General features: G+C 59.3%; 20 protein-coding genes and 1 pseudogene. 7 read left to right on the top strand and 14 right to left on the bottom strand.

All coding sequences use genetic code 11. The features are described from left to right. Positions 1–130 precede the first annotated feature (130 nt). The 8 genes from ELQ88_RS28360 to ELQ88_RS28325 all read right to left on the bottom strand — a co-directional run bounded on the left by ELQ88_RS28360 (position 131) and on the right by ELQ88_RS28325 (position 8,930). The gene (locus ELQ88_RS28360) at positions 131–865 is read right to left on the bottom strand and encodes an amino acid ABC transporter ATP-binding protein (protein WP_128872636.1); all 735 of its coding nucleotides are present in this window, start codon (positions 863–865) and stop codon (positions 131–133) included. Continuing rightward, positions 862–1,533 carry an ABC transporter permease subunit gene (locus tag ELQ88_RS28355; RefSeq protein ID WP_064679493.1) on the bottom strand — a complete coding sequence of 224 codons (672 nt, stop codon included), beginning with the start codon at positions 1,531–1,533 and terminating at the stop codon, positions 862–864. Before ELQ88_RS28355 ends, ELQ88_RS28360 begins: the two co-directional genes overlap by 4 nt. Then, positions 1,533–2,279: an amino acid ABC transporter permease gene (locus ELQ88_RS28350; RefSeq protein WP_128872635.1), complete on the bottom strand. Its 747-nt coding sequence runs from the start codon at positions 2,277–2,279 to the stop codon at positions 1,533–1,535. The genes ELQ88_RS28355 and ELQ88_RS28350 overlap by 1 nt, the downstream gene beginning before the upstream one ends. Before the next feature lie 188 nt (positions 2,280–2,467). Then, positions 2,468–3,382 (bottom strand): glutamate/aspartate ABC transporter substrate-binding protein, encoded by a 915-nt coding sequence (locus ELQ88_RS28345; RefSeq protein ID WP_128872634.1) that lies wholly within the window; start codon positions 3,380–3,382, stop codon positions 2,468–2,470. A gap of 450 nt (positions 3,383–3,832) precedes the next feature. Further along, positions 3,833–5,371, bottom strand: coding sequence for a glycerol-3-phosphate dehydrogenase (gene glpD / locus ELQ88_RS28340; protein ID WP_138968982.1), 1,539 nt, complete (start codon positions 5,369–5,371; stop codon positions 3,833–3,835). A 275-nt stretch (positions 5,372–5,646) separates the two neighbouring features. Next, positions 5,647–6,402 carry a DeoR/GlpR family transcriptional regulator gene (locus ELQ88_RS28335; RefSeq protein WP_027922833.1) on the bottom strand — a complete coding sequence of 252 codons (756 nt, stop codon included), beginning with the start codon at positions 6,400–6,402 and terminating at the stop codon, positions 5,647–5,649. A 95-nt stretch (positions 6,403–6,497) separates the two neighbouring features. Then, positions 6,498–8,003, bottom strand: coding sequence for a glycerol kinase GlpK (gene glpK, locus ELQ88_RS28330; RefSeq protein ID WP_128872632.1), 1,506 nt, complete (start codon positions 8,001–8,003; stop codon positions 6,498–6,500). A 75-nt stretch (positions 8,004–8,078) separates the two neighbouring features. Beyond that, positions 8,079–8,930, bottom strand: coding sequence for an MIP/aquaporin family protein (locus ELQ88_RS28325; protein ID WP_138968981.1), 852 nt, complete (start codon positions 8,928–8,930; stop codon positions 8,079–8,081). Between the two features lie 362 nt (positions 8,931–9,292). Here ELQ88_RS28325 and ybaK point away from each other — a divergent pair, with 362 nt between their 5' ends. Further along, the gene (gene ybaK, locus ELQ88_RS28320) at positions 9,293–9,763 is read left to right on the top strand and encodes a Cys-tRNA(Pro) deacylase (protein ID WP_138968980.1); all 471 of its coding nucleotides are present in this window, start codon (positions 9,293–9,295) and stop codon (positions 9,761–9,763) included. Further along, positions 9,760–9,879, top strand: a pseudogene (locus ELQ88_RS28315) (isomerase); the annotation flags it as partial. The gene ybaK and the pseudogene ELQ88_RS28315, both read left to right, overlap by 4 nt. A gap of 111 nt (positions 9,880–9,990) precedes the next feature. Here the strand turns inward: ELQ88_RS28315 and ELQ88_RS28310 are convergent. Beyond that, positions 9,991–11,100 (bottom strand): ABC transporter ATP-binding protein, encoded by a 1,110-nt coding sequence (locus ELQ88_RS28310; RefSeq protein ID WP_128872629.1) that lies wholly within the window; start codon positions 11,098–11,100, stop codon positions 9,991–9,993. After that, positions 11,097–12,017, bottom strand: coding sequence for an ornithine carbamoyltransferase (argF, locus tag ELQ88_RS28305; RefSeq protein WP_128872628.1), 921 nt, complete (start codon positions 12,015–12,017; stop codon positions 11,097–11,099). Before argF ends, ELQ88_RS28310 begins: the two co-directional genes overlap by 4 nt. A 394-nt stretch (positions 12,018–12,411) precedes the next feature. Between argF and ELQ88_RS28300 the strand changes: the two genes are divergently transcribed. The 3 genes from ELQ88_RS28300 to grxD all read left to right on the top strand — a co-directional run bounded on the left by ELQ88_RS28300 (position 12,412) and on the right by grxD (position 15,380). Further along, complete coding sequence (locus ELQ88_RS28300) at positions 12,412–12,702, top strand: hypothetical protein (RefSeq protein ID WP_138968979.1); 291 nt, start codon at positions 12,412–12,414, stop codon at positions 12,700–12,702. A gap of 134 nt (positions 12,703–12,836) precedes the next feature. Next, entirely contained in the window at positions 12,837–14,942 is a 2,106-nt protein-coding gene (locus ELQ88_RS28295) for a molybdopterin oxidoreductase family protein (RefSeq protein ID WP_138968978.1), read from the top strand. Positions 14,943–15,038: 96 nt separating this feature from the next. After that, positions 15,039–15,380, top strand: coding sequence for a Grx4 family monothiol glutaredoxin (grxD, locus tag ELQ88_RS28290; RefSeq protein ID WP_007943565.1), 342 nt, complete (start codon positions 15,039–15,041; stop codon positions 15,378–15,380). 194 nt (positions 15,381–15,574) lie between these two features. On the opposite strand, the gene bfr is transcribed toward grxD, so the two are convergent. Beyond that, positions 15,575–16,048 (bottom strand): bacterioferritin, encoded by a 474-nt coding sequence (bfr, locus tag ELQ88_RS28285; RefSeq protein ID WP_064679481.1) that lies wholly within the window; start codon positions 16,046–16,048, stop codon positions 15,575–15,577. 198 nt (positions 16,049–16,246) lie between these two features. Further along, positions 16,247–16,465: a bacterioferritin-associated ferredoxin gene (locus ELQ88_RS28280; RefSeq protein WP_064679480.1), complete on the bottom strand. Its 219-nt coding sequence runs from the start codon at positions 16,463–16,465 to the stop codon at positions 16,247–16,249. 314 nt (positions 16,466–16,779) lie between these two features. On the opposite strand from ELQ88_RS28280, the gene ELQ88_RS28275 reads away from it, so the two are divergent. After that, positions 16,780–17,382 carry a peroxiredoxin gene (locus ELQ88_RS28275; RefSeq protein WP_064679479.1) on the top strand — a complete coding sequence of 201 codons (603 nt, stop codon included), beginning with the start codon at positions 16,780–16,782 and terminating at the stop codon, positions 17,380–17,382. A 190-nt stretch (positions 17,383–17,572) separates the two neighbouring features. Here ELQ88_RS28275 and rnt read toward each other — a convergent pair whose 3' ends face one another. Together rnt and pyrC are read right to left on the bottom strand one after the other, a co-directional pair. Then, positions 17,573–18,250: a ribonuclease T gene (gene rnt / locus ELQ88_RS28265; RefSeq protein ID WP_064679478.1), complete on the bottom strand. Its 678-nt coding sequence runs from the start codon at positions 18,248–18,250 to the stop codon at positions 17,573–17,575. Beyond that, on the bottom strand, positions 18,247–19,293 hold the full coding sequence (gene pyrC, locus ELQ88_RS28260) for a dihydroorotase (RefSeq protein WP_138968976.1): 1,047 nt from the start codon (positions 19,291–19,293) through the stop codon (positions 18,247–18,249). The genes rnt and pyrC overlap by 4 nt, the downstream gene beginning before the upstream one ends. Positions 19,294–19,452: 159 nt before the next feature. Between pyrC and ELQ88_RS28255 the strand changes: the two genes are divergently transcribed. Beyond that, positions 19,453–20,361, top strand: coding sequence for an OmpA family protein (locus tag ELQ88_RS28255; protein ID WP_128872625.1), 909 nt, complete (start codon positions 19,453–19,455; stop codon positions 20,359–20,361). Positions 20,362–20,486 lie beyond the last annotated feature (125 nt).

Here is a 20,486-nt window from a genome sequence, read left to right as displayed (position 1 = left end):
CAGACAGACCGCTTTCGCTTTTGTAGGAGCCGGCTTGCTGGCGAAGGCGTCCTTTCAGACAACAATGATGTCGAATGGAAGGGCCTCTTCGCTGGCAAGCCAGCTCCTGCAGGGGGGAGCGGTGCTCTTCTTAGTGCTGCAGAATCTTGGCGAGGAAGTGCTGTGTCCGTTCGGCGCGGGCGCTGATATCGCCGAAGAACTCCTCTTTCTTGCAGTCTTCGATGATCTTGCCCTGATCCATGAAGATCACCCGGTCCGCCACTTTGCGGGCGAAGCCCATTTCGTGGGTCACGCACATCATGGTCATGCCTTCGTGGGCCAGTTGCACCATCACGTCCAGCACTTCGTTGACCATTTCAGGGTCGAGCGCCGAGGTCGGTTCGTCGAACAGCATGACGATCGGGTCCATCGCCAGCGCACGGGCAATCGCCACGCGCTGTTGCTGGCCGCCGGAAAGTTGCCCGGGGTGCTTTTTGGCGTGGGCCGAAAGGCCGACGCGCTCGAGCAGTTGCAGGGCTTTCTTGGAGGCCTCTTCCTTGCTGCGCCCCAACACCTTGACCTGCGCGATGGTCAGGTTGTCCATGATGCTCAGGTGCGGGAACAGTTCGAAATGCTGGAACACCATGCCCACGCGCGAGCGCAGTTTCGGCAGGTCGGTCTTCGGGTCGGCGATGGAAGTGCCATCGACCACCACATCGCCTTTCTGGAACGGTTCCAGGGCGTTGACGCATTTGATCAAGGTGGATTTGCCGGAACCGGACGGCCCGCACACCACGATCACCTCGCCTTTTTTGACCTCGGTGCTGCAATCAGTCAGTACCTGGAAGTCCCCATACCACTTGTTGACGTTCTTGATAGAGATCATACGGCGAACCTTTTTTGCAGACGCTTGACCAGCTGCGAGGCGGCAAAGCTGATGATGAAGTAGGTGAAACCGGCGAAGATCAGGAACTCGTTGGAGCGACCGATAATATCGCCACTGGCCCGCGAGGCATTAAGGAAGTCCACCAGGCCGACCGCGTAGACCAGGGAGGTGTCCTGAAACAGGATGATGCTCTGTTGCAGCAACAGCGGGGTCATCTTGCGGAACGCTTGCGGCAGGATGATCAAGCGCATCATCTGGCTGTAGTTCATGCCCAGGGCTTGAGCTGCACCCATCTGGCCCTTGGGAATCGACTGGACGCCGGCCCGGACGATTTCGCAGAAGTACGCCGCTTCAAACATCATGAACGCCACGATGCACGAGGCGAACGCACCGATCGGCGTGTCTTCGCCGGTGATCCAGCGCAGCACGAACGGCACCGCCAGGTAGAACCAGGTGATGACCAGCAGCAGCGGGATCGAGCGGAAGTAGTTGACGTAGGCGCCGGCAATGTTCGACAGCAACTTGCTGTGGGACAGGCGCATCAGGGCCAGGATCGTGCCGAGGATGATCCCGCCGACGACGCCCAGCGCCATCAGTTGCAGGGTCATGACCATGCCGTTCCACAGGCCCGGCAGGGACGGGATGATGCCCGAGAAGTCGAATTCCATCATTTACCCCCTACGGAGATCAGGCCAGGCACGGCAACTTTCTTCTCGACGCCGCGCATCAGCAGCATCAGGCCCATGTTCAGGGTGAAGTAGATCAGCGTCGCCAGGGTGAAGGCTTCGAACAGGTTGGCGGAGAACTCGGCGGTCTGCTTGGTCTGGGCCAGCAGCTCCATCAGGCCGATCAGCGAGGCCACGGAGGAGTTCTTGAACACGTTCAGGAATTCCGAGGTCAGCGGCGGAATGATGATCCGGTAAGCCTGGGGCAACAGCACGTTCCAGTAAATCTGCGGCAGCTTGAAGCCCATGGCCCGAGCGGCGGATTCCTGGCCGCGGGGCAGCGCCTGGATACCGGTACGCACTTGTTCGCAAACCCGTGCGGTGGTGAACAGGCCAAGGCACACGACGACGCTGAGGAAGGCCGAGGTGGTCGGGTTCAGGTCCTGTTTGTACCAGTCCTGCAGGTTTTGCGGCAGCAGGTCGGGTACCAGGAAGTACCAGATGAACAGTTGTACCAGCAGCGGCACGTTACGGAAGAGCTCGACGTAGCAGGTCGCGATGCCCGACACGATGCGATTCGGCACCGTACGCATGACACCCAGAATCGAGCCCAGCACCAGCGCGATGATCCAGGCAGCGACGGCGATGGCGATGGTCCAGCCCAAACCGGAGAGGTACCAGTCGAAATAAATCTCGCTGCCCACGCCGGTGGACTTGAAGAACACGCCCCAGTCCCAGTTGTAATTCATTAGGGTCTCCCCTCAGATCGTTCGATGTACAAGTGCCCGCATGGGAAACTCCGTTCCCGTGACCTTGACGGTCAGGCACACACGAGCGGCTCGACAGCCACCGGTTCGAGTGTTTCCAAAAATGCCAGCAGGGAGTGACCATCCCTGAAAGGGCAGAAGCCCTCTCAGGAGATAAGGTTAGTCAGAAATCAGGACTTCTTGTCGTCAGCCGCTTTATCGGTCGGATTGGCGATCAGGGCCTTGAGCTCGTCGCTCATCGGGAAGTTCAGGTTCAGGCCTTTAGGCGGGATAGGTTGCATGAACCATTTTTCGTAGATCTTGTTGATCTCGCCCGACTTGTAGGTCGCGACGATAGCGTCGTCGACCGCCTTCTTGAACGGCTCGTCGCCCTTGCGGACCATGCAGCCGTAGATTTCGTAGGATTGGGGAGTACCGGTGACAGCCCAGTCATCGGCCTTTTTGGCCTTGGCTGCTTCACCGGCCAGCAAGGCGTCGTCCATCATGAAGGCAACGGCGCGGCCCGATTCCAGCATCTGGAACGACTCGCCGTGGTCTTTGGCGGAGATGACATTCATGCCCATTTGCTTGTCGGCGTTCATCGATTTAATGATGCGCTCGGACGTGGTGCCCGCGGTGGTCACGACGTTCTTGCCTTTAAGGTCGTCGAAATCCTTGTACGCGGAGCCTTTCTTGGACAGCAGGCGGGTACCGATTTCGAAGATGCCGACGGAGAAGGCGACTTGTTGCTGACGCTCGACGTTGTTGGTGGTGGAACCGCACTCGACGTCCACGGTGCCGTTTTGCACCAGCGGAATACGGGTCTGCGACGTCACGAGGTTGTATTTGACCTGGAGGTTGGGCATGTCCAGGTCTTTCTTGATGGCTTCAACGATTTTCAACTGGATATCGTGGGAGTAGCCAACTGGCTTGCCGGAAGCGTCCGCGATATAGGAAAACGGAATGGAAGCGTCACGATGCCCGAGGGTGATGGTGCCGGACTCCTTGATCTTCTTCAGTGTGCCGGTGAGTTCGGCAGCAAAAACTGGAGTGCTAATCAGAGCGGCAGCAATGGCTGCGCCCAGGATATGGGGAACGATGCGCATCAAATTTTCCTCGACATTGTTTTTTTTATGGAGCCAGTTCATCGGCCCTTTTGTGCTTCGAACGGCTGCCGGCTACTGAAGTGTCCGCCAACAGGTATTCGTCCAAGAGTGTAGAGCATGACTCGTGCCAGGCCAGGTCATATAGATCAAGTTATTGATTTATAAGGATATTAAATATTTATGGCTTGGTTTTTAATAACGAGATATCCGGTAAACCGAATTGACCGACAGGTCGCGTTCGGAAAACCGAATACAATCCGGTCCCCTACACATATCCCCTGTAGGAGCTGGCTTGCCAGCGAAGGCGGTGGATCAGTCAACATCTTCATTGCCTGTTATGACGCCTTCCCTGGCAAGCCAGCTCCTACAGGGGGGTAGACAGTGTTAATCAGAACGCAAAAAGCCCCTGAATCTGGCGATTCAGGGGCTTTCGTTTAACCGGTTTACCGATCAGGCCGCTTCAATCTTGCTGCGGTTCTGTTCGACTTTGCCCAGATAATCCACCAGCTTTTGCTGCTCGTCCGCAGTGGTGAACAACCCCAGCTTGCTGCGACGCCACAGAATATCGTGCGCCGTGGTCGCCCACTCCTCGCTGCACAGGTAATCGACTTCGCGGGTATAGAGGCCGCCGCCGATGTGTTCACCCAGGTCGCCGAGGTTCTGCACACCTTCAAGCATGCGCCACACGCGGCTGCCGTAAGTGGTGGACCAGCGGCGGGCGATCTCGCTCGGCACCCAGTCGAACGTGTCGCGGATCCGCGAGCCGAGCGCCTGCGGAGTGGTCATGTCCTCGCCGCCCGGCAGGGTAGCCGTGGCCGTCCAGCGTGGCTTGATGTCCTTGAAGTACGGCGCCAGTTGCGCCAGCGCCGACTCGGCCAGTTTGCGGTAGGTGGTCAGCTTGCCGCCGAACACCGACAGCAGCGGCGCTTCTTCGCCAGTGCCCGACAAGGCCAGGGTGTAGTCGCGGGTGACGGCCGACGGGTTGTCGGATTCGTCGTTGCACAGCGGACGAACGCCGGAATAACTGTGCAGGATGTCGTCGCGGCTGATGCGCTTCTTGAAGTGGGCGTTGACCACTTTGAGCAGGTAATCGGTTTCGCCTTCGGTAATCGCCACCTTGGCCGGGTCGCCGGTGTACTCGCGGTCGGTGGTGCCGATCAGGGTGAAGTGGTTCAGGTACGGAATGGTGAACACGATACGCTGATCTTCGTTTTGCAAAATGTGCGCATGTTCGCCTTCATACATTTTCGGCACGATCAGGTGGCTGCCCTGGATCAGGCGGATACCGTACGGCGATTCCATTTTCAGGTCGTCACGGATGAATTTGGCGACCCAGGGACCTGCGGCATTGACCAGCGCCCTGGCGCGGATCGAAAACAGGCTGCCATCGGCGCGTTCCAGATGCAGGTGCCACAGACCCTTGGTGCGACGAGCGCTGACACAGCGGGTCTGGGTGTGAACGTGGGCGCCGTTCTCGCGGGCGGCCATGGCGTTGAGCACGACAAGGCGCGCGTCATCGACCCAGCAATCGGAGTATTCGAAGCCTTTGCTGATTTCGCTTTTCAGCGGGCTGTCCGGGCCGAACTTGAGACTCTTCGAGCCTGCGAGTTTTTCCCTTTTGCCCAGATGGTCATACAGGAACAGGCCGGCACGGATCATCCAGGCTGGACGCAGGTGCGGACGGTGGGGCAGCACGAAGCGCATCTGCTTGACGATGTGCGGCGCTTTGGCCAGCAGCACTTCGCGCTCGGCCAGGGCTTCGCGCACCAGACGGAATTCGTAATGTTCGAGGTAACGCAGGCCACCGTGGATCAGCTTGCTGCTGGCCGACGAGGTGTGGCTGGCCAGGTCATCCTTTTCGCAAAGGAACACCGAAAGACCGCGACCGGCGGCATCCGCTGCGATCCCCACGCCATTGATCCCACCACCGATGACGGCGATATCGTAGACCTCGGCGAGAGGGGGCGTAGGCAAGGTAGAAGTGGGCATCGGCTGGCCTCGGGCTTTTTTGATGTTCTGTATTGGATTTCGAACATTAATGTTCATTTGCGAAAATGGTAGCCCATAAACGCGCCCACAGCCAGCTAACTTCGATTGAAAATACTGATCGAAGGGCTAGGAAAGGAAAATTTTCGAACATTAAAAACGAGCGGAGGGGTATTGCGGGGAGGCATATTGTAGGACCCGGCTTGCAGGCGAAGGCGTACTCAAGGGCGCCTTCGCCAGCAAGCCGGCTCCTGGAGGTCGTTTAACGCCCTTCGGGGTTAAACGACCTCCAGCCGAATCTTGTGCTGACTCAGCAACTGCGCCAACGCCGGCACTGGCTGCTGATCCGTCACCAGGCAATCGATCAGGCTGATCGGCCCCAGGCGAATCATCGCGTTGCGCCCGAACTTGCTGGAGTCGGCGGCGAGGATCACCTTCCGAGCGTTGGCGATGATCGCCTGGGACACCCGCACTTCCTGATAATCGAAATCCAGCAGGCTGCCGTCTTCGTCGATACCACTGATGCCCACGAGGGCAAAGTCGACCTTGAACTGGTTGATGAAGTCGACACTGGCCTGGCCCACCACACCGCCGTCGCGCCGCACGTTGCCGCCGGTCAGCAGTACGTCGAAGTCGTCCTTGGCGCTGAGCATGGAAGCCACGTGCAGGTTGTTGGTGATGATCTTCAGGTGATTGTGGTTGAGCAGCGCGCGGGCGATCGATTCGGTCGTGGTGCCTATATTGATGAACAACGAGGCGTGATCGGGAATCTGCGCGGCAATGGCTTCGCCGATCCGCTGTTTTTCATCGCGCATCTGGTCGGCGCGCATGGCGTAGGCGGTGTTTTCGACGCTGGAATCGTAGGCTGCGCCGCCATGGTAGCGACGCAGCAGATTGGCTTCCGCGAGCTGATTGATATCGCGGCGGATGGTTTGCGGTGTAACGACGAACAGCGTAGCCATTTCCTCGATGCTGACATAGCCGCGTTCGCGGACCAGTTCGAGGATTTGCTGCTGACGGGGAGGCAGATTCATGGGGCGTCCTTTGGGCTGCCGTGCAAAATTTGCCCATGATGCCGGAGGAATCTGCTCCCTACCAGTTACATACCGATACGAGTACCGGGCTTGGCTTATTCAGCGCCTTCGTGCGGTTCCCAGTCGCGTGTGCGGCTGACGGCTTTTTTCCAGCCGGCGTAGAGTTTTTCCTTGGCGCTTTCTTCCAGGGTCGGTTCGAACTTGCGCTCGATTACCGCCTTGCCGCGCAACTCGTCCAGGCTGCCCCAGAAGCCACAGGCCAGGCCGGCGAGGTACGCGGCGCCCAAGGCCGTGGTTTCGCGCATTTGCGGACGCTCGACCTGAGTGCCAAGGATGTCGGCCTGGAACTGCATCAGGAAGTTGTTCGCCACTGCGCCGCCGTCCACACGCAGGGACTTGAGGCGTTCGCCGGAGTCCTGTTGCATGGCGTCGAGTACGTCGCGGGTCTGGTAGGCAATCGACTCCAGTGCGGCACGAATGATGTGATCCACGCGCACGCCGCGGGTCAGGCCGAACAAGGCGCCACGGGCATACGGGTCCCAGTACGGCGCGCCCAGGCCAGTGAAGGCCGGTACCAGGTACACGCCGTTGCTGTCCTTGACCTTGTTGGCGAAGTATTCGGTGTCGTGGGCGTCGTTGATGACCTTCAGTTCGTCACGCAGCCATTGAACGGTTGAGCCGCCGTTGAACACGGCCCCTTCCAGCGCATAAGCCACTTCGCCGCGGGGGCCGCACGCGATGGTGGTCAACATGCCGTGTTTGGACTTCACGGCTTTATCGCCGGTGTTCATCAGCAGGAAGCAGCCGGTGCCGTAGGTGTTTTTCGCCTGGCCCGGCTCGACGCACATCTGGCCGAACAACGCCGCCTGCTGGTCGCCGGCGATGCCGCCGATGGCGATGCCGCTTTTAGTGTGGCCATAAATTTCTGATGACGACTTAACTTCCGGCAGCATTTCCCGCGGGATATCCAGCACCTCCAGCATCTTCGCGTCCCACTCCAGGGTGTGGATGTTGAAGAGCAGGGTGCGCGAGGCGTTGGTGTAGTCGGTGACGTGCACCTTGCCGCCGGTGAATTTCCAGATCAGCCAGCTGTCGACGGTACCGAACAGCAGTTCGCCCTTGCGTGCGCGCTCACGGCTGCCTTCGACGTGATCGAGGATCCACTTGAGCTTGGTGCCGGAGAAGTACGGGTCAGTGACCAGGCCGGTGGTGTCGCTGATGTATTGTTCATGGCCATCGCGTTTGAGCTGCTGGCAGATTTCGGTGCTGCGCCGGCACTGCCAGACGATCGCGTTGTAGATCGGGCGGCCGGTGATCTTGTCCCAGACTACGGTGGTTTCGCGCTGGTTGGTGATGCCGATGGCCGCCACCTGGTCGTGATGCAGGCCGGCTTGAGCCAGGGCCTCGACCATCACCGCGCTTTGGGTGGCGAAGATTTCCATCGGATCGTGTTCGACCCAACCGGGCTGCGGGTAATGCTGGACGAATTCGCGCTGTGCGGTGCAGACCACATTCGCGTCACGGTCGAAAATGATCGCGCGGGAGCTGGTCGTACCCTGATCGAGGGCAATGATGTAGTTCTTATTCTGAATGTCGGTCATGTCGATTGCCTTGGACGAAATAAGGGAGTGGGATCAGGCGCGGGATCGAATGGGCAGGATCGCACGCCTACGCTATCAAGAAGTTCTTGGTTTGCCGTCAATGGCCGGTGCGGCATCCGTCGTAGCAGGTAGGAGGCTGGGCAGATGACGGGCAATCAGCCCGCGATAGGCGGCAGCACCGAGGCAGGCACCGACTATCGGTGCAAAAATCGGAATCAGGAAATACGGGATATCGCGCCCGCCGGTGAGGGAAATTTCACCCCAGCCGGCAAAGAAAGTCATCAGTTTGGGGCCGAAGTCACGTGCCGGGTTCATCGCGAAACCGGTCAAGGGGCCCATCGAGCTGCCGATCACCGCAATCAGCAAGCCGATCAGCAATGGCGCCAGCGGGCCTTTCGGCAGGCCATTGTTGTCGTCGGTCAGGGACATGATCACACCCATCAGAATCGCAGTGATGATGACTTCAACCAGGAAGGCCTGGGCGGTGGACAAGACCGGGTGGGGAAAGGTGGAGAACACCGACGCCAATTCGAGGCTGGCCTGAGTTCCACGAACCATATGGTGAGTTTGTTCGTAATCGAAGAATAAATTGCTGTACAGCGTGTACACCAGCAACGCGCCACAGAACGCACCGGCCACCTGGGCGAGAATATAAAAGGGCAGTTTGCGCTTTTCGAAATCGGCAAAAATGCTCAGGGCGATGCTCACGGCGGGGTTGAGATGCGCCCCGGAAACGCCTGCGGTGAGATAGATGGCCATGCTCACGCCGACGCCCCAGATGATGCTGATTTCCCACAGGCCAAAGCTGGCACCCGCAACCTTGAGCGCGGCAACGCAGCCGGTACCAAAAAATATCAGCAGCGCAGTACCCAGGAATTCGGCCATGCATTGGCTCGAGAGCGACGGTTGTTGTAAAGCAGTTGTCATTGAAAACCTCGTTTATTGTTGTTGTATGGCGCTTTTTCAAAGCGCGATTTTCACCGAGGCAGAATCCCCATCCTGATCCTCGGTTTGCTGCCGGGTGCTGCGGTGAGACAGTTGTACTGTATTCGTATTCGAAAAAATATAGACAAGAAACGCTGCTGTCAAAGGTCGAAAGTGAACCGTCAGTCACAATCGAACTATTAGTCACGTCAATGACCACTTCGTTCACGCTGCGGGCTGAACATGGACGAACGGCGCAAGGCCCCGCCAAGCCATTGAAACAGCACGGCAATAGCGCCATTTGTCGATCAATGTCTTAGAATCCAGCGCAGGATTTTTCTTCTGTCGCCCAGTCTGGAGCTGCCATGACCCCCGCATTGGATTTGTTGAAAAAAGTTCGTGCCGAACATCGAGTGCACAGTTACGAACATGATCCCAAGGCCGCGTCCTATGGGCTGGAGGCTGCAGAGAAACTGGGACTGGACCCGGCGCAGGTGTTCAAGACCTTGCTGGCGGCCAGTGAGAAGGGCGAATTGCTGGTGGCGGTGGTGCCGGTCGTCGGAAGTCTCGACCTGAAGGGCCTGGCTCACGCGGCAGGCGTGAAAAAAGTCGAGATGGCCGACCCGGCGGCTGCGCAGCGCTCCACCGGTTACCTGTTGGGCGGCATCAGCCCGCTGGGACAGAAAAAACGCTTGCGCACCTTTATTGATAATTCCGCTCAGCCTTTTGCCAGCATTTTTGTCAGTGCCGGTCGTCGCGGCCTGGAAGTCGAATTGGCGCCTGCGGTGCTGGCCGAGCACACCCAGGCGAAGTTCGCCGATATCGGCCGTTCCTGACGGCTTATCAGTGTTCGGTGCGGTGCGGGGGGGTGTTCTGCCGTCTGGAAAGGGATCGGGTGAAGATTGGCGGGAATGCGACACTTGTTGTGAGCGGCACGTTGTTGCTGGGTTGACTTCAATCCCTGTAGGAGCCGGCTTGCCGGCGAAGACGGTCTATCAGTTAATACCTCTACTGAATGTACCGCCGTCTTCGCCGGCAAGCCGGCTCCTACAGTTTTCAGATGTCAGCTGGCAGTGCTGTAGCGGCGGACACCGGAGTCGACCACCGGAATCTGCGCCGCGACGCTGCCCGATGCCTGGAACAGCACCAGATGTTCCGCGGCAACCCGAATGCCGACCTCTGCCCCCACCTGATGGTCGGCATGACTGGGGAAAATCGACTCCAGCTGCGCGCCGGTCGGCAACTGCAGGCGATACAAGGTCGACGCCCCCTGGAAGGACTTGCCGACAATCTTCGCCTTCAAACTGTTGTCCGGCGCATAAACGATGTCATCCGGACGCAGCAGCACGTCCACTGCGCCACCGATCGGCCAGGTGTAGGCCCGGTTGCCGCGCAACTCGCCCAGTTCGGTCTGCACCGACTCCGGGCTATTCAGCTGGCCGCGAATGAAATAGCCCTGGCCGATGAAACTGGCCACAAAGGGTGTCAGCGGTTCGTGATACAGGTTGTAGGGCGTGTCCCACTGTTCCAGGCGACCCTCCCTGAAAACCCCCACATGGTCGCTCACCGCGAACGCTTCTTCCTGGTCATGGGTCACCAGGATCGCGCTGGTGCCGCGAGCCTTGAGGATGTCGCGCACTTCGTGGCTGAGCTTGCGTCGCAGTTCGCCATCAAGGTTGGAGAAGGGCTCGTCGAGCAGCAGCAGTTGCGGCTCCGGCGCCAGGGCCCGGGCCAGGGCGACACGCTGCTGCTGGCCACCGGACAGCTCATGGGGGAAGCGCTTGCCGAGGTTTTTCAGGTTGACCAGTTCCAGCAGTTCTTCGATCACGCGATCCTTCTGCGGATGTTTGCGGATCCCGAAGGCAATGTTTTCGGCCACGCTCAAATGCGGGAACAACGCATAGTCCTGGAACACCATACCGATCCGACGCTTCTCCGGAGCGAGGGTGAAGCCGGCGCGGGAGATGGTTTCCCCGGCCAGCTGGATTTCACCTTCGTGCACCGGTTCGAAACCGGCAATCGCCCGCAGGGTGGTGGTCTTGCCGCAGCCCGAAGAGCCCAGCAGGCAACCGATATCGCCGGCGTTCAAATGCAGGTTGAGGTTCTGTACCACCCGCTGGTCTTGGTAGCCGCAGGCGAGGTTGCGCAGGTTAAGCAGTAAGGGATGGCTCATGCGTGGTGATACGCCGGCTCGACCAGAAATTCGAGCAGGGCCTTTTGTGCGTGCAGCCGGTTCTCCGCTTGATCCCAGGCGACGGAGCGCTTGTCGTCCAGCAGGTCGAGGCTGATTTCCTCGCCACGGTGGGCGGGCAGGCAATGCATGAACAGCACATCGTCCGCGGCCAGATCGAGCAGGGCTCGATTGACCTGGAACGGCGCGAACAGCTTCAGGCGCTTGGCGGTTTCTTCTTCCTGGCCCATGGAGGTCCAGACGTCGGTGCTCACCAGGTGGGCGCCGCGCACGGCTTCCTTCGGATCGCGGACGATGGTCACCCGATCGCCGGCCTTGGCCACGAATTGCGGGTTGGGCTCAAAGCCCTCCGGGCACGCGACACGCAACTGGAAGTCGAACTGGATCGCCGCTTCTATATAGCTGTTGCACATGTTGTTGCCGTCGCCGATCCAGGCCACGGTCTTGCCCTGGATCGAGCCGCGGTGTTCGAGGAATGTCTGCATGTCGGCCAGCAACTGGCACGGGTGCAGGTCATCGGACAGGCCGTTGATCACCGGCACGCGGGAGTTGGCGGCGAATTCGGTCAGGGTGCTGTGGGCGAAGGTACGGATCATCACTGCATCGAGCATGCTCGACATCACGATGGCGCAGTCGCCGATCGGCTCGCCACGGCCCAGCTGGGTATCGCGCGGCGACAGGAAGATCGCCTGGCCACCGAGCTGGATCATGCCGGCTTCGAAGGAAATTCGGGTGCGGGTCGAGGACTTCTCGAAAATCATCCCGAGCACGCGGTTTTTCAGGGGCTCGAACAGTACGCCGCGGTTACGCAGGTCTTTGAGCTCAACGCCTCGACGGATCACGCTGACCAGCTCTTCGGGCGTGCAATCCATCAGGGAGAGGAAGTGCCTTGCGCTCATCATTGACTACCTTTTTGCAACAGACCGCAGATACTCAAAGCCTTGTTTAACTGAAAAACGGGCGAGACCTGCGGCGTAAGCCGCACGGGGCGACGAAATAGGGGAAGGCGCGATCTTATAATTAAATGTCGCGTCTTACCAATAGGGGCTACGGTTTTAGGGGGTTCCAGAGGGGCTACGGGGTGACCGCAGTAGCGCATTTGAAGCCTGTTTCCTGACAGCAGCCGGTCATTTGTACACTGGGCTTGCAGGGCTTTGCAATAAAACGGCGTGGGGTTGACATGGCGATGGTCGGTTTTCTGCTGGCCATTGGCCGCTTTTGCGGACTGAAACATTTGATAAAGCAGGGGGCTGGGTTATAACTAAGATTCAAGCGACGCAGGGAGCCTTTGGAATGGAATCGAAAGAACAGCAGCTAATGGAATTACTCAGCCTCACGGCCCGCTCTCTGACCCATCTCACCGCGTCCATGACCTCGATGTCTTTCGAGCTGATGCGCAGTAACGACGAGGTCACCAAGGCGGCCGGCCGGCGGATGATCGACCGCATGGCGACCATCAGCACCGGTCTCGACGAGCACTGGCGACTGATCGGCGAACTCACCGGCGTGCATCTCGCCCAGGAACAGATCGAAACCATTCAGGAGATCCAGTTGCAGGCGCCGGTGAACCTGCCGCCGAACTGAACCGCAAAGGTCATCGGCTGGCCTGATGGTCACCGATTCACAAGACGAACCTCGCTGGCGCGACGCCGGGTCAGGCGCCATAGTTTTGTTCCCGCGGCCGACATTGCCCGCCCAGAACAAGACAGAGACTGGCCATGACCAAGACTCTCCATCACCGCGCGTGCCACCTGTGTGAAGCCATCTGCGGCTTGACCATCGAAACCACCGAGGCCGAAGGTCGCGTGCAGATCACCTCGATCAAGGGGGATGCCCAGGATAGTTTCAGCCGCGGGCATATCTGTCCCAAGGCCGTTGCGCTGCAGGATATTCAGAATGATCCGGATCGCCTGCGCCAGCCGATGCGGCGGGTCGGCAGCGAATGGCTGCCTATCGAGTGGGAAGAGGCCTTCAGCCTGGTCGCCGAACGCCTGGCAGCGATTCAGGAACGTCACGGCCAGAACGCGGTGGCGGTCTATCAAGGCAATCCCAGCGTGCACAACTACGGGCTGATGACCCACAGCAATTACTTTCTCGGCCTGCTGAAAACCCGCAACCGGTTTTCCGCGACGTCGGTCGACCAGTTGCCCCATCACCTGACCAGCCATCTGATGTACGGCCACGGTTTGCTATTGCCGATCCCGGACATCGATCACACCGATTTCATGCTGATCCTGGGCGGCAATCCGCTGGCCTCCAATGGCAGCATCATGACCGTGCCGGACGTGGAAAAACGGTTGAAGGCCATTCAGGCCCGGGGCGGCAAAGTGGTGGTGGTCGATCCGCGCCGCAGCGAAACGGCGGCGATGGCCGATCAGCATCTGTTCGTGCGTCCGGGTGGCGATGCGGCCTTGTTGTTCGGGCTGCTCAATACCCTGTTCGCTGAAGGGCTGACCACAGGCAGTCATTTGCCGGTGGACGGTCTGGATGAAGCGCGTGCCGCCGTCGCGAGTTTCACGGCCGAGGCCATGAGCCCGCTGTGCGCCGTGCCGGCCGAACAGATCCGCCAACTGGCGCGGGACTTCGCGGCTGCGCAGGCCGCGGTGTGCTACGGGCGCATGGGCGTTTCGACCCAGGCGTTCGGCACCTTGTGCCATTGGCTGGTGCAACTGATCAATCTGGTCACCGGCAACCTCGATCGCGTGGGCGGGGCGTTGTGCACCGAACCTGCCGTGGACCTGGTGGCCTCGACGTCGGGCGGGCACTTCAATCTGTGGCAGAGCCGGGTGTCCGGGCGTCCCGAATACGCGGGCGAACTGCCGGTGTCGGCGCTGGCCGAAGAGATGCTCACCGAAGGGGAAGGGCAGGTCCGGGCGCTGATTACCGTGGCGGGCAATCCGGTGCTCTCCACCCCCAATGGCCGCCAGCTGGAACAGGCGCTGGACGGGTTGGAGTTCATGGTCAGCGTCGACCTGTACATCAATGAAACCACGCGTTATGCCGACCTGATCCTGCCGTCGACCTCGGCGCTGGAAAACGATCACTACGACACCACTTTCAATATGTTCGCGGTACGTAACGTGACGCGCTTCAACCGCGCGATTCTGGCCAAACCGGAAGGCGCGTTGCATGACTGGGAAATTTTTGTGGGGCTGGCCAAGGCCTTTGCCGCGAAGACCGGCAAGGAACTGAAGCCGACGGTCCCGCCGGCGCAGATGATCGATCGCGGCTTGCGGGCGGGGTTGTATGGCGATGCTTCGCAACACAAGCTGTCGCTGGCGACGTTGTTCGATCACTCGCATGGTGTCGATCTCGGGGCGTTGAAAGCCAACCTGGCGCCACGTTTGAAAACCGCCAATCAGCGAGTCCAGGCCGCACCGGCGGCGCTCCTTGCCGACCTGGCGCGTTTCGCCGCCCTGCGAGCCCCGGCCCTGGATGAGTTGCTGATGATCGGCCGCCGTCATGTCCGCAGCAACAACTCGTGGATGCATAACTATCACCGCCTGGTGAAGGGCAAGCCGCGCCATCAGTTGCTGATGCACCCGGACGATCTGGCCAGTCGTGGGCTCCACGATGGACAGCGAGTGCGCGTCAGTTCGCGGGTCGGCGTGATTGAAGTTGAAGTGCTGAGCAGCCTGGACATGATGAAAGGCGTGGTCAGCCTGCCTCACGGTTGGGGTCATGCGCGGCCGGGTGTGCAGATGACGATTGCCAGTGGCCAGCCGGGCGCCAGTGCCAACGACCTGACGGATGAATGTCAGCTCGATGAGTTGTCGGGCAATGCGGCGTTGAACGGAGTGCCGGTCACTGTCGCGGCGGCTTGATCAAGTCTGTGGGGAGGCCGAGCATGGCGCTCGGGTTTCCGTTACAATGCGCTACCGTGCCGACCCTTGAGTCGGAAAGTTCAGCCGAGGTGCTCCATGGATATCATCGAAACGATTAAAGAGCAGATTGCCAACAACACCATTCTGCTTTACATGAAAGGTTCGCCGAATGCCCCGCAGTGTGGCTTCTCCGCAAAAGCCGCGCAGGCCGTGATGGCATGTGGTGAAAAATTTGCTTATGTGGACATCCTGCAGAACCCGGAAATCCGCGCCAACCTGCCAAAGTACGCCAACTGGCCAACTTTCCCGCAACTGTGGGTCGGTGGTGAGCTGGTCGGCGGTAGCGACATCATGACCGAGATGGCTGCAGACGGTTCGTTGCAAACGACCATCAAGGCTGCTGTCGAAGCTGCTGCTGCGAACAAGACCGAAGCCTGATCCGATCCCTGCAGGAGCAAGCTTGCTCGCGATGAACGATAATGCGGTCTTCCTGTAGGACCGCGTCGCCCGCATCGCGAGCAAGCTTGCTCCTACAAGGTTTCAGGTGCGCCTGAAATCCGGGCACAAAAAAAGCCCCGCCTCTGTAAGAGAGCGCGGGGCTTTTTATTGTCTCGAGTTCAGCAGGCGCTGATTTACTCTTCGCCCATCTGCGATTGCAGATAGTTCTCAAGACCGACTTTATCGATCAGGCCCAGTTGGGTTTCCAGCCAGTCGATATGTTCTTCTTCGGATTCGAGGATGTCTTCGAGCAATTCACGGCTACCGAAGTCGCCAACGGTTTCGCAATGCGCGATCGCCACCTTGAGATCGGCATGCCCGGTTTTTTCGATACGCAGGTCGCACTCGAGCATTTCCTGGGTGTGTTCGCCGATCTGCAGCTTGCCCAGGTCCTGGACGTTAGGCAGGCCTTCGAGGAACAGGATGCGCTTGATCAGCTTGTCCGCGTGTTTCATTTCGTCGATGGATTCGTGGTATTCGTGCTTGCCGAGCTTGTTCAGACCCCAATCTTCGTACATGCGCGCATGCAGAAAGTATTGATTGATCGCGACCAGCTCATTGGCAAGGATCTTGTTGAGATGCTGGATGACTGTAATGTCGCCTTTCATGATGGGGTCCTGCCCTGTATTAGCTGTCTATAAGGTAGAGTTTGAGCCGCACAAGTAAGAGTGTCAAACCTAAGTTATTGAAAGTTAAGTGAAAATTAATAGGAATAAGAATGTTTGTGTTCCGCGTCTAGAGCGTAACCGATTGATTTTCAGGCATAAAAAAACCGGACTTCAGTCCGGTTCTTTGAAATACGGTATTTATGCAGCGGTAAATTCTACAGGATAGGGTATCGCAGCCTGGGCCGATTGTATTTTGGTCAGGGTTTCGCGGACCACTTCCTTGGCAAGGCAGGCGCATTTACCGCATTGACTGGCAACGCCGGTAGCCTGGCGGACTTCCTTGTAGCTGCAGCATCCTTCATAGATGGCATCGCGAATTTGGCCGTCGGTGACGCCAGTGCAGAGGCAGACATACATAAGTGAAAACCGTCGCTGGTTGTGACTCAATTGCGATGGATCTTAATGTTAACGAGAATGATTGTCAAAGTTGTTTCTGACAGCTTCGCGTTATAAACGGGCACGGCCGACGAACGGTTTTTTCCAAAGCAATGTGCCAGCAAGCGCCACCCAGCCTTTTTAACCTGTCTGCGAAAAACCGTTGAGGACAGCTCAAACACGCAGTGTATGATGGCCGGTCCTTATGAAGCGGGTGCGTGTCACAGGGCTGTCGCCTGAAGGTGGCAGGCTGGCACAAACCCGGAACTTCACGTTTTTACACCAGGAGATATCCAATGAGCGTACTCGTAGGCAAGCAAGCCCCTGACTTCACCGTACCGGCCGTACTCGGCAATGGTGAAATCGTAGACAGCTTCACCCTGTCGTCGGCCATCAAAGGCAAATACGGCCTGGTGTTCTTCTACCCACTGGACTTCACCTTCGTATGCCCGTCAGAGCTGATCGCTCTGGACAATCGCATGTCCGATTTCAAGGCGCGCAACGTTGAAGTGATCGCGGTGTCGATCGACTCGCACTTCACCCACAACGCCTGGCGCAACACCCCGGTCAACAATGGTGGCATCGGCGAAGTCCGTTACACCATGGCGGCCGACCTGAAGCACGAAATCGCCAAGGCCTACGACGTTGAGTCCGAAGGCGGCGTGGCGTTCCGTGGCGCGTTCCTGATCGACGACAAAGGCGTTGTCCGCTCGCAGATCATCAACGACCTGCCGCTGGGCCGTAACATTGAAGAGCTGATCCGTCTGGTCGACGCTCTGCAATTCCACGAAGAGCACGGCGAAGTCTGCCCTGCCAACTGGAAAAAAGGCGACAAAGGCATGACCGCTTCGACCGAAGGCGTCGCGGCTTACCTGACCGAGAACGCTGCTGCGCTGTAAGGCAGGTTCGAGGCATAAAAAAACCGGCCCTGGAGGCCGGTTTTTTTATGGGCGGGATATTTGCCGCCCAACGCAACCCCCTGTAGGAGCTGGCTTGCCAGCGAAGGCGTCTGTCGCCTCACCCATGAATTGCGGTGTATGGGAGGGACCCTTCGCTGGCAAGCCAGCTCCTACAGGGGAGGCGTTGCGGTCAGTCGTTGAAATCTTCCCAGCCGCCCATCTGTTTCCAGCGATTGACGATGCCGCAGAACAGCTCGGCCGTCTTCTCGGTGTCATAACGAGCCGAATGAGCCTCGCGACCGTCGAAGTCGATATCGGCGGCCTGGCAGGCCTTGGCCAGAACGGTTTGGCCGTAAGCCAGGCCTGCGAGGGTGGCGGTATCGAAACTGGAGAACGGGTGAAACGGGTTGCGCTTCATGTCCAGGCGCGCAACCGCTGCGTTAAGGAAGCCCAGGTCGAAGCTGCTGTTGTGCCCGACCAGAATCGCCCGCTTGCAACCGTTGGCCTTCAGGGCCTTGCGGATACCGCGGAAGATATCGGTCAGCGCCGCTTCTTCACTCACGGCCATGCGCAGCGGGTGATCGAGTTTGATCCCGGTGAATTCCAGCGCAGCGGCTTCGATGTTCGCGCCTTCAAACGGCTCGACGCGAAAGAAGTAGGTGTGATCGGGGTAAACAAACCCTTTTTCATCCATGGCGATGGTGGTGGCGGCAATTTCCAGCAAGGCGTCAGTGGCAGAGTTGAAACCCCCGGTTTCAACGTCGACAACAACGGGCAGGTATCCACGGAAGCGCTCAGCCATCGGGTGGCGCGAGCCACCTCCGCCGCCTTGACCGTCCTGTTCGTCGTCGAAATGGTCTTCACTCACGCGTGTTCCTCCAGCAGGCGCCAGCGCAGTTTTTCACCGGCGCGCAGCGGGATAACGGTCAGCTCGCCAAATGGCAGGCTGGTCGGGGCGGTCCACTCTTCGCGGACCAGGGTGATGCGATCGGTGTTCACCGGCAGGCCGTAGAAGCGCGGGCCGTTGAGGCTGGCGAACGCTTCGAGCTTGTCCAGCGCGTTACGCTGTTCGAAGGCTTCGGCGTACATCTCGATCGCGGCATAAGCGGTGTAGCAACCGGCACAGCCGCATGCGGCTTCCTTGGCGTGCTGGGCATGGGGCGCCGAGTCGGTGCCGAGGAAGAACTTGTCGCTGCCGCTGGTGGCGGCGTCGAGCAGCGCTTCCTGGTGCGTGTTGCGCTTGAGGATCGGCAGGCAGTAGAAGTGCGGCCGAATCCCGCCCACCAACATATGGTTGCGGTTGTACAGCAGGTGATGGGCGGTGATGGTCGCGCCGACGTTGGCCGAGGCCTCATTGACGAACTGCACGGCGTCAGCGGTGGTGATGTGTTCGAACACCACCTTGAGCGTCGGGAAACGCTCGACCACACGACGCATGTGCTCGTCGATGAAGATTTTTTCGCGATCGAACACGTCGACGTCGCCACGGGTGACTTCACCGTGTACCAGCAAGGGCATCCCGACTTCGGCCATGGCCTCGAGTGCAGGGAAAATCTTGTCGATGCTGGTGACGCCAGAGTCCGAATTGGTGGTCGCGCCGGCCGGATACAGTTTGGCGGCGTGAATGAAACCGCTGGCCTTGGCCTCGCGAATTTCTTCGGGCTGGGTACGGTCGGTCAGGTACAGCACCATCAACGGTTCGAAACGACTGCCGGCCGGGCGTGCAGCGAGAATCCGCTGGCGATAGCCGTCGGCTTCAGCGGCGTTGCGCACCGGAGGTACCAGGTTGGGCATGATGATGGCGCGACCAAAGGTGCGCGCGACATCCGCAACGGTATTGGTCAACACGGCACCATCGCGAAGATGAATGTGCCAGTCGTCGGGACGCAGCAGGGTCAGGCGGTCGGACATGAGGGGATTCCAGGCGGGTCAAACTCTGGGGAATGCTACCGGAAAAGACTCTTCCAGGCACTCGCTATCAAGTTTTGCGGGAAGCTTCCGATATCCAACAGGTCTGCCGTGAACATTTGTGTGTCGGTCTTTTTGTTGTAGAAGCCAGTGGAGCCTCCCGTGCGCCAGCGTTATTTAGTCTTGCTCAGTGTGTTCGCCAGCCTTCCTGCGATGGCGCTCACATTCCAGACTCGCCTGGAGAGCAGCGAGTGGACGGTCGAAGGTGACAAGTTCGAATGCCGCCTGACTCAGCCGATCACCGATTTTGGCTCGGGTGAGTTCGTGCGCCGCGCCGGTGAGCAGGCGACGTTTCGGCTCAACTCTGATAACGCGATGATCGGCGGCGGTTCGGCGACCTTGCTGGCGGCCGCTGCGCCATGGCAGCCGGGGCGTGGCGACATCAACCTCGGTGCCGTGCAAATCGGTAGCGGCAATGTGCTGTTCAACAGTTCGCACGTACAGGCCGGGCGCTTGATCAGTGGCTTGATGGACGGCCGCAGTCCGGTGGTGCGGCATTATTCGGGCGATGGCCGGGTATCGGAAGTGCGTCTGTTGCCGGTCAAGTTCAACAAGGCCTTCAACGAATACCAGGGCTGTGTGGCGAAGCTGCTGCCGAAGAATTTCGAGCAGATCAGACAATCCCGGATCGGCTTCCCCGGCGAGGGCATCGAGCTCGACGCGCAGGCCAGGGCACAATTGCAAATGATGCTGGCGTTCATGCAGGCCGACCCGACGGTCAATCACATCGAGCTCGATGGTCACTCCGACAACAGCGGCAACCGCTTGACCAACCGGGACCTGTCGCGGCGCCGGGCCCTGGCGGTCATGGAGTTCTTCAAGGCCAATGGTGTTCAAGCGTCGCAGATCACCCTGCGCTTCCACGGCGAACGTTATCCATTGGCGCCCAACACCACGGCCGCCAACCGGGCGAAGAACCGTCGGGTCATTGTCCAGCTCGCGCGGGTGGCGCCGACCGAAAAACCGTCCCCCCGCGCCACGGCGACGGCGAGCGCGGCATCGACGTCCTGAACGCGCGGCGATCGTCGCTCGCTTGACATAATCTGTCGCTTTGTCGTCATAAGCTGTCGCGCCTCTGTAAATTATTCTGCATGACCGGTAGACTTGACGGCTTTCCGTAAACCCCGTGGAGTGAT

Origin of the sequence: Pseudomonas sp. MPC6 (genome assembly GCF_006094435.1) — a bacterium.
Taxonomy (GTDB): Bacteria; Pseudomonadota; Gammaproteobacteria; order Pseudomonadales; family Pseudomonadaceae; genus Aquipseudomonas.
The sequence above is the reverse complement of the archived record's forward strand: the minus strand, read 5'-3'. Positions and strand labels throughout refer to the sequence as shown.

What these genes read in the sequence shown, in the direction of transcription:
- ELQ88_RS28360 (WP_128872636.1), bottom strand. Translation starts at nt 865, where the DNA reads ATGATCTCTATCAAGAACGTCAACAAGTGGTATGGGGACTTCCAGGTA.
- ELQ88_RS28355 (WP_064679493.1), bottom strand. Translation starts at nt 1,533, where the DNA reads ATGGAATTCGACTTCTCGGGCATCATCCCGTCCCTGCCGGGCCTGTGG.
- ELQ88_RS28350 (WP_128872635.1), bottom strand. Translation starts at nt 2,279, where the DNA reads ATGAATTACAACTGGGACTGGGGCGTGTTCTTCAAGTCCACCGGCGTG.
- ELQ88_RS28345 (WP_128872634.1), bottom strand. Translation starts at nt 3,382, where the DNA reads ATGCGCATCGTTCCCCATATCCTGGGCGCAGCCATTGCTGCCGCTCTG.
- glpD (WP_138968982.1), bottom strand. Translation starts at nt 5,371, where the DNA reads ATGCCCACTTCTACCTTGCCTACGCCCCCTCTCGCCGAGGTCTACGAT.
- ELQ88_RS28335 (WP_027922833.1), bottom strand. Translation starts at nt 6,402, where the DNA reads ATGAATCTGCCTCCCCGTCAGCAGCAAATCCTCGAACTGGTCCGCGAA.
- glpK (WP_128872632.1), bottom strand. Translation starts at nt 8,003, where the DNA reads ATGACCGACATTCAGAATAAGAACTACATCATTGCCCTCGATCAGGGT.
- ELQ88_RS28325 (WP_138968981.1), bottom strand. Translation starts at nt 8,930, where the DNA reads ATGACAACTGCTTTACAACAACCGTCGCTCTCGAGCCAATGCATGGCC.
- ybaK (WP_138968980.1), top strand. Translation starts at nt 9,293, where the DNA reads ATGACCCCCGCATTGGATTTGTTGAAAAAAGTTCGTGCCGAACATCGA.
- ELQ88_RS28310 (WP_128872629.1), bottom strand. Translation starts at nt 11,100, where the DNA reads ATGAGCCATCCCTTACTGCTTAACCTGCGCAACCTCGCCTGCGGCTAC.
- argF (WP_128872628.1), bottom strand. Translation starts at nt 12,017, where the DNA reads ATGAGCGCAAGGCACTTCCTCTCCCTGATGGATTGCACGCCCGAAGAG.
- ELQ88_RS28300 (WP_138968979.1), top strand. Translation starts at nt 12,412, where the DNA reads ATGGAATCGAAAGAACAGCAGCTAATGGAATTACTCAGCCTCACGGCC.
- ELQ88_RS28295 (WP_138968978.1), top strand. Translation starts at nt 12,837, where the DNA reads ATGACCAAGACTCTCCATCACCGCGCGTGCCACCTGTGTGAAGCCATC.
- grxD (WP_007943565.1), top strand. Translation starts at nt 15,039, where the DNA reads ATGGATATCATCGAAACGATTAAAGAGCAGATTGCCAACAACACCATT.
- bfr (WP_064679481.1), bottom strand. Translation starts at nt 16,048, where the DNA reads ATGAAAGGCGACATTACAGTCATCCAGCATCTCAACAAGATCCTTGCC.
- ELQ88_RS28280 (WP_064679480.1), bottom strand. Translation starts at nt 16,465, where the DNA reads ATGTATGTCTGCCTCTGCACTGGCGTCACCGACGGCCAAATTCGCGAT.
- ELQ88_RS28275 (WP_064679479.1), top strand. Translation starts at nt 16,780, where the DNA reads ATGAGCGTACTCGTAGGCAAGCAAGCCCCTGACTTCACCGTACCGGCC.
- pyrC (WP_138968976.1), bottom strand. Translation starts at nt 19,293, where the DNA reads ATGTCCGACCGCCTGACCCTGCTGCGTCCCGACGACTGGCACATTCAT.